General features: G+C 67.5%; 8 protein-coding genes. 6 read left to right on the forward strand and 2 right to left on the reverse strand.

Annotation, left to right across the window (positions count from 1 at the left end; translation table 11 throughout):
- Positions 1-286: 286 nt before the first annotated feature.
- Together J0A90_RS07170 and J0A90_RS07175 are read left to right on the forward strand one after the other, a co-directional pair.
- On the forward strand, positions 287-2,809 hold the full coding sequence (locus tag J0A90_RS07170) for a penicillin-binding protein 1A (protein WP_207033087.1): 2,523 nt from the start codon (positions 287-289) through the stop codon (positions 2,807-2,809).
- A 128-nt stretch (positions 2,810-2,937) separates the two neighbouring features.
- The gene (locus tag J0A90_RS07175) at positions 2,938-3,696 is read left to right on the forward strand and encodes a YdiY family protein (RefSeq protein ID WP_207033089.1); all 759 of its coding nucleotides are present in this window, start codon (positions 2,938-2,940) and stop codon (positions 3,694-3,696) included.
- A gap of 141 nt (positions 3,697-3,837) precedes the next feature.
- Here J0A90_RS07175 and J0A90_RS07180 read toward each other — a convergent pair whose 3' ends face one another.
- Both J0A90_RS07180 and rpmE read right to left on the reverse strand, forming a co-directional pair.
- Positions 3,838-5,106 (reverse strand): malic enzyme-like NAD(P)-binding protein, encoded by a 1,269-nt coding sequence (locus tag J0A90_RS07180; protein ID WP_207033091.1) that lies wholly within the window; start codon positions 5,104-5,106, stop codon positions 3,838-3,840.
- Positions 5,107-5,546: 440 nt separating this feature from the next.
- On the reverse strand, positions 5,547-5,762 hold the full coding sequence (gene rpmE / locus J0A90_RS07185) for a 50S ribosomal protein L31 (RefSeq protein ID WP_035475666.1): 216 nt from the start codon (positions 5,760-5,762) through the stop codon (positions 5,547-5,549).
- A gap of 210 nt (positions 5,763-5,972) precedes the next feature.
- Here rpmE and J0A90_RS07190 point away from each other — a divergent pair, with 210 nt between their 5' ends.
- The 4 genes from J0A90_RS07190 (at position 5,973) to hslV (ending at position 11,774) form a co-directional block, all read left to right on the forward strand.
- Positions 5,973-8,222, forward strand: coding sequence for a primosomal protein N' (locus J0A90_RS07190; RefSeq protein ID WP_207033093.1), 2,250 nt, complete (start codon positions 5,973-5,975; stop codon positions 8,220-8,222).
- A gap of 150 nt (positions 8,223-8,372) precedes the next feature.
- Complete coding sequence (gene argS / locus J0A90_RS07195) at positions 8,373-10,058, forward strand: arginine--tRNA ligase (protein WP_207033095.1); 1,686 nt, start codon at positions 8,373-8,375, stop codon at positions 10,056-10,058.
- Between the two features lie 3 nt (positions 10,059-10,061).
- Positions 10,062-10,748 (forward strand): SPOR domain-containing protein, encoded by a 687-nt coding sequence (locus tag J0A90_RS07200; RefSeq protein ID WP_233076581.1) that lies wholly within the window; start codon positions 10,062-10,064, stop codon positions 10,746-10,748.
- Between the two features lie 507 nt (positions 10,749-11,255).
- The gene (gene hslV, locus J0A90_RS07205) at positions 11,256-11,774 is read left to right on the forward strand and encodes an ATP-dependent protease subunit HslV (RefSeq protein ID WP_035475675.1); all 519 of its coding nucleotides are present in this window, start codon (positions 11,256-11,258) and stop codon (positions 11,772-11,774) included.
- Positions 11,775-11,780 lie beyond the last annotated feature (6 nt).

Raw genomic sequence — 11,780 nt, forward strand, 5'->3', positions numbered from 1 at the left:
TCATCTCGCTCGTCGATTTATTCAGCATTTCCCTAGCGGGCAGCGAAAGTAGGGGACGCGACCATCCTAATCCCGTTTAACGGCGGGTCCGCGGCCGACTTGAGACATTTCGTTACATAGATTGCGCGCTGCTTGCAGGAACCGAGGGGGTGGAAACTGGCCCCGATTCGGTCGCGTCCATATAATGCCCGCTGGATAACGCTCACTGGTTCGACATCCTCAAGGCCAGGGATGGCTGACGCGCGACCGGCCGCACCGACCTCCGTCAAGGAATTGCACTCTGCCCATGAAGCTCTTTACCCGACTCCTGTCCACCGCCTTCTGGCTGCTGCTCTCGCTCGGCGCCGGCGCCCTGCTGGCGGTGGTCGGTGCCGCGCTCTACTTCGCCCCGGGGCTGCCGGATGTCCACCAGCTGCAGAACTACGAACTGCAGACGCCGCTGCGCATCTATACCGAGGATGGCAAGCTGATCGGCGAGTACGGCGAGGAGCGCCGCATGCCGGTGAGCTTCGACCAGATTCCCAAGCCGCTGATCGATGCCCTGCTGGCGGCCGAGGATGCCAGCTTCTTCACCCATCCCGGGGTAGACCCCAAGGGGCTGGCACGCGCCGCCGTCGAGCTGGCCTCCAGCGGCGACATCCAGTCCGGGGGCAGTACCATCACCATGCAGGTGGCGCGTAACTATCTGCTGACGCTCGATCAGACCTTCACCCGCAAGATCCGCGAGATCCTGCTGGCGCTGCAGATGGAGCAGATTCTGAGCAAGGACGAGATCCTCGAGCTCTACGTCAACAAGATCTATCTGGGCAACCGCTCCTACGGCGTCGCTGCCGCCGCCAACACCTACTACGGCAAGCCTCTGAACGAGCTCACCCTGCCGCAGTACGCGATGATCGCCGGCCTGCCCAAGGCGCCCTCCAGCTTCAACCCGCTGGCCAACCCCGAGCGCGCGCTGATCCGGCGCAACTGGATTCTCTATCGCATGCGCGATCTCGGCTTCATCGACCAGGCCGCCTACGACAAGGCGGTCAAGGCGCCGATCACCGCCAGCCGGCATATCGCCCAGACCGAGGTCGATGCGCCCTACGTCGCCGAGATGGCGCGCAGCTACGCGGTCGAGCGCTTCGGCGACAAGGCCTATACCGACAATATCCGCATCACCACCACCCTCGACAGCCGCCTGCAGACCGAGGCCCGTAATGCCCTGGTGCAAGGGCTGATCGACTACGACACCCGCCACGGCTGGCGCGGGCCGGAGGAGAAGGACGTCCCGCCGAGTCTGGTCGAGGCCCAGGATCGCACCGAGCGCAAGGGTCTGGAGGAGGAGCTGTCGGAGTCTCCCGAGGTGATCCAGACCGCACGCCAGGCCGCCCAGAGCAGCCAGGCCACGATCCAGGGCGTCGAGGGTGACGTCAGCAACTGGCTCAAGGTGCTCGAGCGCACGCCGGCCTACGGTCCGCTGCAGCCGGCGATCGTGGTTTCCACCGAAGGCAAGCAGATGCGCGTGCTCGACGCCGACGGCAAGGTGATCACCCTCGACTGGGACGGACTCAAGTGGGCGCGGGAGTATCACAGCGCCAAGTGGCGTGGCGGCGTGCCGGCCAATGCCGCGGCGATCGCCAGCCGCGGCGATCTGGTGCGCATCCTGCGCGATGGCGATCATTGGCGTCTGGGCCAACGCCCGGGTGCCGAGGGCGCGATCGTGGTGCTCGACCCCAACACCGGTGCGATCGAAGCGCTGCAGGGCGGTTTCAGCTTCTCCGCCAGCAAGTTCAACCGTGCCATCCAGGCCCAGCGCCAGGTCGGCTCCAACTTCAAGCCGTTCGTCTATCTGGCCGCGCTGGAAGAGGGCGGCATGACCGCGGCGACGATCATCAACGATGCCCCCATCGTGATGGAGCAGTTCGGCGCCGACGACTGGCGCCCGGAGAACGCCGAGCAGCGCTTCCTCGGCCCCACCCGGCTGCGCGTAGGTCTCTACACCTCGCGCAACCTGGTGACGATCCGCGTGCTGCAGTCGCTGGGACTGGACAACGCGCTCAACTTCCTCGAGCGTTTCGGCTTCTCCCGTGACCGCCTGCCCCACGGCCTGTCGCTGGCGCTGGGCAGCGCCTCGTTGACGCCGCTGGAGATCGCCAACGCCTACGCGGTGCTGGCCAACGGCGGTTTCCAGGTGTCGCCCTGGTACATCGACAAGATCACCCAGGGCAGCCACAACACCGTGGTCGAAGAGGCCAACCCGCTGGTCGCCTGCCGCGACTGCGCCGCCGACGCCACCCAGACCGAAGTCGACGGCGAACCGCGTCGCCTCGCCCCCCGGGTGGTCGAGCCGGATGCGCTCTACATCCTGCGCAGCATCCTGCGCGACGTGATCGAGAAAGGCACCGGGCGCGGCGCACTGTCGCTCAATCGCGCCGACATCGTGGGCAAGACCGGCACCACCAACGATCAGCGCGACGCCTGGTTCTCCGGCTTCAACAACTCGCTGGTGACCACCGTCTGGGTGGGCAAGGACGACAACTCGACCACCGCCGAGTACGGCGCCCAGGCCGCCCTGCCGATCTGGAAGGCGTTCATGGGCCCGGCGCTCAAGGGCACCCCGCAGGTGATCCCCGAAGCGCCGGCGGATATCGTCAGCGTGCGTATCGACCCCGATACCGGCAAGCGCCTGCACGACGACCAGCCCGGTGGCATCAACGAGATCTTCCGCAAGCAGAACGTGCCCGACTACCAGCCCCGCGGCATCAAGCCGGAGCTGGAAGACCAGAGTGGCTCCCAGGGTACCGGCACCTACGAGGCGATCTTCTGAAGCATCTCGGGCGGCGTCACTGCCGCCCCGCCGCAGGCCCCGCCGCGCCCGTCGTGGCGGCCCCCGGGTCGGATCCGAGGGCCGTTTTCAGTGCCACCGTTCGTCGCCCCCATGCCGGGAGAGATGTCATGCCCCTGCCCCGCTGCCGCTGCCGCTGGCTGCTGCTAGCCACCTGCCTGCTGGCCTCGAGCGCGTCCGCCGATCTGTTCTACGCGCCGCCGGCGCCCGATGACGACACGCCCAATTTCAGCGGCAGCGCGGAGCTCGGCTATACCCGTCTGACCGGCAACAGCAATACCCAGACGCTGCTGGCCAAGGGGCGCCTGACCTGGCTGACCGGGCGCTTCACCCACACGTTTCGCGCCGAGACGCGCAGCGTGCAGGACAACGACAACACCACCAGCGAGCAGTATCTGGTCGCCGGACGCGAGCGCTACGAGCTGAGCGACGACAACTATCTGTTCGGCTTCGCCCGCTGGGAGCGCGACCGTTTCAGCGGCTACGCCTGGCAGTTCACCACCATCGGCGGCTACGGGCGCCAGCTGCTCCACGGCCCCACCCACACCCTCTCCGCCGAGGTCGGCCCCGGCTATCGCCACGACGACTACGCCGACAAGAGCAAGGCCAGCGACGACCTGCCGCTGGCCTACTCGGCGCTCGACTACACCTACAACTTCAGCGAGGACATCTCCTTCGATCAGGAGATGTCGGTGGAAGCGACCCATATCAGCGTCACCACGCGCTCGCTCTCGACCATCACCTCGCAGCTCAACTCGCACCTGGCGCTGCGTGTCGCCTACGACGTCAAGAGCAACACCCATCCACCGCCGGATGCCGACGCCCGCACCGACACCACCACCTCGGTGTCGCTGTTGTACAGCTGGTGAGCGCATAGCTGGTGATCGTATAGCTGGTGAGCGCACAGCGGTTCAGCGCATAGCCAGTAGGCGAATGCCCCAAACGACACTGCCGCCCATTGGGGCGGCAGTGATGTCATCTAGAACGCCACGGCGGTCGCGTTCAATCGCTCAACCGTAGATCTCATTGACGCTCTTCAGCGGATAGTGCGCCGGATAAGGCTTGCACGCCACGCCACTGTCGATGGCGGCCTGGGCCACGGCGGCCGGGATGCGTTCGAGCAGGCGAGAATCCACCGGCGTGGGGATGATGTAACCCCGGCCGAAGGAGAGCGCGTCGAGCTCGTAGGCGTCGAGCACCTCCTGGGTCACCGGCTCCCGCGCCAGATCCTTGAGCGCATGCACCGCGGCGATCTTCATCGCTTCGTTGATCGTGGTGGCGCGCACGTCGAGCGCTCCACGGAAGATGAACGGGAAGCCGAGGACATTGTTGACCTGGTTGGGGTAGTCGGAGCGCCCTGTCCCCATGATCACGTCGCTGCGGGTCTGGCGCGCCAGGTCCGGGTGGATCTCCGGGTCCGGGTTGGAGCAGGCGAACACCACCGGATCGGCGGCCATCCGGCTGAGCTGCTCGGCGTTGAGCAGGTTGGGGCCGGAGAGCCCGACGAAGACGTCTGCCCCCTCGATGGCATCGTCCAGGGTGCGGCGATCGGTCGGAGTGGCGAACTGCGCCTTGTAGGCGTTGAGATCGTCACGCCCGGCATGGATCACGCCCTTGCGATCGAGCATGTAGATGTTCTCGGCGCGGGCACCACACTCCAGCAGCAGCTTCATGCAGGCGATCGCCGCCGAGCCGGCGCCGAGACAGACGATGCGTGCCGCGTCCAGGGTCTTGCCGGCGATGTCGAGGGCGTTGAGCAGCCCCGCCGCGGTGACGATGGCGGTGCCGTGCTGGTCGTCGTGGAACACCGGAATGTTGCAGCGCGCCTTGAGCGCAGCTTCGATCTCGAAGCACTCCGGCGCCTTGATGTCCTCGAGATTGATCCCGCCCCAGCTCAGCGCGATGTTGGCGACGGTATCGATGAACTCCTGCGGCGAATCCGCCTCGACCTCGATATCCACCGAGTTGATGCCGGCAAAGCGCTTGAACAGCACGCCCTTGCCCTCCATCACCGGCTTGCTCGCCAGCGGGCCCAGATTGCCCAGCCCCAGAATGGCGCTGCCGTCGGACACCACGGCGACCAGGTTGCCCTTGCCGGTGTAGAGATAGGCATCCTCGGGGTTGGCGGCGATCTCGCGACACGGCTCAGCGACGCCCGGGCTATAGGCCAGCGCCAGATGCTTGGCGGTCTGCGTCGGCTTGGTCAGCTCGACCGAGAGCTTTCCCGGAAAAGGCTTGGCGTGGTAGTCGAGCGCAGCCTGGCGCTTGTCGTCACTCATGGGCTTTTTCTCGTATCCAGGTCATTGGGTGGCGCCAGCCTAACGGAAAACCCCGCCTTGGACAACGCGAACACATTGCTGGAGCTTGGCGACCATTGAATACGTTTTTGGCTCATATCGCAGCCATTTGCTGCAACTTATATCTGGGCGACCAGCCATAGAGCATCCCTTATCAAGACGCGCACGCGCCTTGGGTCGCTGCGTCGGCACCGGCAAAGGGCGCTACACAGAAGGGCAAGAAGAAGGGAGGTGAGAGGCGCAAAGCCAAGCAGAGAGACAACGCCTGCGAAGAGACGCGGATCGAGCCAGGGACGAGTAGAGCCAGGCAAGACAGGTGGGCCAGAACGACAATGCCCCGGCCAGGGCCGGGGCATTGCTGTCGGTCAGCGACGTTTGCGGTCAGCGACCGGGCCGAGCGCGAGCGCTCGGCGTGGCGTCGTTCAGCCGCGACGCACGGCAGCACCGAAGCGCTTGTTGAAGCGCTCGACGCGGCCACCGGTGGTCGCCTGCTTCTGCTTGCCGGTGTAGAACGGGTGGCACTGGGAGCAGACGTCGATATGGAAATCTTCGCTCGCCGTGGTACCGACGCTGTGAGTCGCACCGCAGGAGCAAGTCGCGGTGACCTTCTTGTATTCGGGGTGAATAGCCTGTTTCATCGTGAAGCCTCGCTGGCAGTGTACCGCCACCTGATCGTTTGCCAGGCACCGTACACGGATAGGGATTAGCGGTTGACTCCCGCGCGACCGGAACGCCTGGAATCCCGAAGTTTCGCGGCACCGGACTTGCCCGGCGGCGCCACCTCGGATAAAAGACGCACCCTACGTCGGAAGGCGCAGCATTCTAGCACTGTTCTGGATGGAGGCCAATTGGCAGATTTCAAGCCCGACGCCGCAGCGCCGGCCACGCAGGCGCGCGTGCTGCGGGTCGCCGTACCCACCCCGCTGCGCCGGCTGTTCGACTACCGCCCCGCCGGTGCCCCGCCTGCCGGCGGCTGGCGCGCGGGCATCCGAGTCAAGGTCCCCTTCGGGCGCCGCGAGCTGGTGGGCATCGTCATCGCCTGCGCCGCCGAGAGCGATTTGCCGCAGGGCCAGCTCAAGCCGATCGTCGCCTGCCTCGATGCCGAACCGCTGCCGGCGGACTGGCTGTGGCTGTGCGAATTCACCGCGCGCTACTACCAGCATGCGCTGGGCGACACCCTGCACAACGCCCTGCCGGGCCCCCTGCGCCAAGGGCGCCCGCTGGAAGCGCGCACCCGCGAACGCTGGCGCCTGGAGACCCCGGAGGCGACGGCACTGGAACAGCTCGCCCGCGCGCCGCGCCAGCGCGAGCTGGTCACGCTGCTCGCCCAGCATCGCCACGGCCTGGTCACCAGCGCAGTCAGCGCCCAGGGCTTCACCCGGGCCCAGCTCCAGGGCCTGGCCCGGCGCGGCCTGGTCAGTTGCCACGAAGAGCCGCTGACCGCATCGGCGGCGCCCTCCGGGCCGCTGCTGGCGACCCCGGCACTGACCCTCAACCGCGAGCAGGCGGCGGCCCTGGCGGCCCTGCACGAAGGGCTCGATCGCTACCACCCCTGCCTGCTCCACGGCGTCACCGGCAGCGGCAAGACCGAGGTCTATCTACAACTGATCGAAGCCGTGCTCGGCCAGGGCAAGCAGGCGCTGGTGCTGGTGCCGGAGATCGGCCTCACCCCGCAGACCCTGGCGCGCTTTCGCAAGCGTTTCCGGGTGCCGGTGGTGGCGCTGCACTCCGGGCTCACCGACCTCGAGCGCCTGGACGCCTGGGAGGCCGCGCGCAGCGGCCGCGCGCCGGTGATCATCGGCACCCGCTCGGCGATCTTCACCCCGCTGGCGCGGCCCGGTGCGATCATCGTCGACGAGGAGCACGACGGCTCGTTCAAGCAGCAGGATGGCCTGCGCTACCACGCCCGCGATCTCGCCATCGCCCGCGCCCACCGCGAGGGCATCCCGATCCTGCTGGGCAGCGCCACGCCGTCACTGGAGAGCCTGGCCCAGGCGCGCAGCGGGCGCTACCGCCATCTGCGCCTGACCACCCGCGCCAGCCGCCACGCCCCGGCGCGGCTGGAGCTGACCGATCTGCGCGGCCGCGTGCGCCAGGGCGGGCTGATCCCGCCGGTGATCGAGGCGATCCGCCAGGCCCTGGCGGCGGAGGGGCAGGTGCTGGTGTTCATCAATCGGCGCGGCTTCTCGCCCTCGCTGGCCTGTCATCAGTGCGGCTGGATCGCCGAATGCAGTCATTGCGACTCACGTCTCACCTTGCATCGCCAACCGCCACGCCTGGTGTGCCACCACTGCGAGCACCAGCAGCCGCAGCCGGACGCCTGCCCCAGCTGCGGCAGCGCCGACCTGCGCCCCCTGGGCGCCGGTACCGAGCGCACCGAGGAGACGCTGACGACACTCTTCCCCAAGACGCCGATCTATCGCATCGATCGCGACAGCACCCGGCGCAAGGAGGCACTCGATCAGGTGCTCGGCGAGATCCGCCGCGGCGAGCCGAGCCTGCTGGTCGGCACCCAGATGCTGGCCAAGGGCCACCATCTGCCGCATGTCACGCTGGTGGTGGTGGTCAACGCCGACGCCGGGCTCTATGCCAGCGATTTTCGCGCCCTGGAGCAGAGCGCCCAGCTGCTGATCCAGGTCGCCGGGCGCGCCGGGCGCGCCGAGCGTCCCGGCCGCGTGCTGGTACAGACGCTGCACCCGGACGACCCCAACCTGCGCCTGCTGGCAGACAGCGGCTACGACGCCCTCGCCTACCAGCTGCTGGAAGAGCGTCGCCTGGCCGCGCTGCCGCCCTATCGTCACCTCGCGCTGGCACGCTTCGAGGCGGTCAAGGAGGCCGACGCCCAGGCCACCGCCGAGGCCGCCGGCGAAGCGCTGCGCGAGTGGCTAGCCACACACGGCTCGCCGGTGCACGCCCTGGGGCCGGTGCCGGCACCCATGGAGCGGCGCCAGAACCGCTACCATGTCCAGCTGATGCTGAGCGCCGAGCGCCGCAGCGCGCTGCACGAGGCCGCCGCCTGGCTGGTCGCGCGACTGGAGCAGGAGAGCTCGCGCCGGGTGCGCTGGTCACTGGATGTCGACCCGATGAGCCTGAGCTGAGCGGCCGCGTATTCGCTCGACATCTCGCCGATGGCCGGCGCATCAGGGTTTAAAGCCCGTGCGCAATCATCGATAATGGCGGCCTTTTACCCGCGCCAAGCTCGGGTGACCATGCCCCGGGCGACAGGCCCCACGACTACGAAGCAGGCCATGAAAGAGACGATCATCCAACTGCTCGACGACGCCGTCGCGGCACTCAAACAGCGCGGCGAGCTGCCGGCCGACGTCAGCCCGGCGATCAAGGTCGACCCGGCCCGCGACAAGGCCCACGGCGACTACGCCACCAACCTCGCCCTGGTGCTGGCCAAGCCGGCCGGCCTCAAGCCGCGCGAGCTGGCCGACAAGCTGGTCGCGGCGCTGCCGGCGAGCGACGCCGTGCGTCAGGTGGAGATCGCCGGGCCCGGGTTCATCAACTTCTTCGCCGCCACCGACGCCATCGCCGGCGTGGTCAGCGCCATCCTCGACGCCGGCGACACCTTCGGTCGCAGCCTCAAGGGTGGCGGCGAGAAGGTGCAGGTGGAGTTCGTCTCGGCCAACCCCACCGGCCCGCTGCACGTCGGCCACGGCCGTGGCGCGGCGATCGGCGACTGCTTGAGCCGTCTGCTCGAGGCCACCGGTTACGATGTCACCTCGGAGTTCTACTACAACGACGCCGGGGCCCAGATCGACAACCTGATGCGCTCGGTCAAGGCACGCGTCCACGGCCTCACCCCGGAGGATGCCGAGTGGCCGGCGGACGGCTATCGCGGTGACTATATCGCCGATGTGGCCAAGGCCTACCTGGCCGGCGAGACGGTGACCGCCGACGATCGCGAGGTGACCGCTGCCGCCGACCCCGAGGACGAAGCGGCGATCCGCGCCTTCGCCGTGGCCTACCTGCGCCGCGAGCAGGATCTCGACCTCAAGGCGTTCGAGGTCGAGTTCGACGTCTACTTCCTCGAATCCTCGCTCTACGCCGAGGGCCGGGTGGAGGAGACGGTCGAGCAACTGATCGCCAACGGCCACACCTACGAGGCCGATGGCGCCCTGTGGCTGCGCACCACTGCATTCGGTGACGACAAGGACCGGGTGATGCGCAAGTCCGACGGCAGCTACACCTACTTTGTGCCCGATGTCGCCTACCACCACAACAAGTGGCAACGCGGCTTCACCCGGGTGATCGACGAGCAGGGCGCCGACCACCACTCCACGGTGACCCGGGTGCGCGCCGGGCTGCAGGCGCTCGAGGTCGGCATCCCCCAGGGCTGGCCCGACTACGTGCTGCACCAGATGGTGCTGGTGACCCGCTCCGGGGTCGAGGTCAAGCTCTCCAAGCGCGCCGGCAGCTATGTCACCCTGCGCGATCTGATCGACGAGGTCGGGCGTGACGCCACGCGCTATTTCCTCGCCGCGCGCCGCGCCGATTCGCAGCTCACCTTCGATATCGATCTGGCCCGTTCGCAGACCAACGACAACCCGGTCTACTACATCCAGTATGCCCACGCCCGGGTCTGCAGCGTGCTGCGCAAGGCCGAGCGCGATGGCCTGGCGTTCGACCACGCCACCGCCATGGCCAATCTGGAGCGTCTCGACGCCGAGCAGGAGAAGGCGCTGATGAACCGCCTGGCGCGCTATCCCGACACCGTGGAGCGCGCCGCCGAGGCCCGCGAGCCGCACCAGATCGCCCAGTACCTGATCGATCTGGCGAGCGATTTCCACACCTGCTACAACGCCCAGAAAGTCATGGTCGACGATGCCGGACTGCGCAACGCGCGCCTGGCCCTGGGTCTGGCCGCGCGCCAGGTGATCAGCAATGGATTGGCGCTGCTCGGCGTCAGTGCTCCCGAGGAGATGTAGAGGATGGCCAGACGCCCCGCGCAGAACTCACGTGCCGCGCCCAAGGGCGCGACCACCCGCGCCCGCGCGCGCAGTTCAGGCAATAGCCAGGGGGTCAGCGGTATCCCCGGCTGGCTGTGGGCGATCGCCGGCCTGATCGGCGGTTTCGCACTGTCGCAGTATCTCGACCACACCTCGCCGGAGCCGGTGGCCGCGGTGGTGCCCAAGCCGGCCAGCCAGTCGAGCAGCAGCGCGGCCAGCGGCGGCGGCAGCAGCGAAAGCGGCAAGGCGGGCACCAGCAGCGCCCAGCCGGCCACGCCCACCTTCGAGTTCTACACCCTGCTGCCGGAAACCGAGGTGATCGCGCCGAACAGCAGCAGTGGCAGTAGCAGCAGCCCCGAGGCCAGCGCCAAGGCCAGCCAGGAGGCGGCGGCCGACGACGCCGCCAACCAGACCAAGCAGCCCGCCGCGACCGGCAGCTACATGCTGCAGGCGGCATCGTTCCGCGATATCGCCGATGCCGAACGGCTCGCCAACCGGCTCAAGGATTTCGGTCTGCTGGCCAAGATCACCGACGTGCGCGCCAACGGCAACCAGATCTGGCACCGGGTCCAGGTCGGCCCCTATCGCGATACCCGCGAGCTCAATCGGGCCCAGGATCTGATGGTGACACAGGGTATCGAGCCGCTGATGATCCGGCTGCAGAACTAAGAGGGTGTTTACAAACTGTCTGCGCTCGCCAATACGGCGTTAAAATCGGTCTCAAAATGCTCATTTACCCCGTGTAAACTCCGCTTTTTCGACCGATTTTGCCTTGTCTTGCCTTCGCTCGCCGAATTTGTAAACACCCTCTAAGCACTGCCTGAGAAACGGTGCGCTCGCCTGCCCGGATCGGTCACTCACACCGATCCGGGCAGGCGCCGACGCTTTCGCCCACCCCTCACAGCGTTGCCCCGCGCTTCCTGCATAGCCGCGTGTTTCCTGTATAGCCGCGTGTTTCCTGCACCGCCGAGATCGACGGCCTGTCACCTTAGATAGCCCGCCTCGCTTGATTTCCGTACCGACTGCCCGCACCTCTGCCAGCACGGCGCATCGCGATCTCGCGATGCCGCGCGTCTTTTTCGGCGCCGTCGGGTGGTTGCCGGCCGCCCGACCCACAGCGGTCGCGGCGGATCGTTTCAGATCGGCTCCCGATGGCGCGCCACAAGGAGTAGCTTGATGACCACAATCGTATCCGTGCGCCGTGGCGACCAGGTCGCGCTGGCGGGAGATGGCCAGGTATCGCTGGGCAACACGGTGATGAAGGGCAACGCCAGCAAGGTCCGCCGGCTCTATCGTGGCCAGGTGCTGGCCGGTTTCGCCGGCGGCACCGCCGACGCCTTCACCCTGTTCGAACGCTTCGAGGCCCAGCTCGAGAAGTACCAGGGCCACCTGACCAAGGCCGCGGTGGAGCTGGCCAAGGAGTGGCGTACCGACCGTGCCCTGCGCCGCCTCGAAGCAATGCTGGCGGTGGCCGACAAGAGCGCCTCGCTGATCATCACCGGCAACGGCGACGTGGTCGAACCGGAGCGCGGCATCATCGCCATCGGCTCCGGCGGGCACTTCGCCCAGGCCTCGGCCCGCGCACTGCTCGAGAACACCGAGCTCGGCGCCCGCGACATCACCGAGAAGTCGCTCAACATCGCCGCCGACATCTGCGTCTTCACCAATCACCACATCACGCTCGAAGAGCTGTGACGAGAG

This window comes from Salinicola sp. DM10 (assembly GCF_017306975.2).
GTDB lineage: Bacteria > Pseudomonadota > Gammaproteobacteria > Pseudomonadales > Halomonadaceae > Salinicola.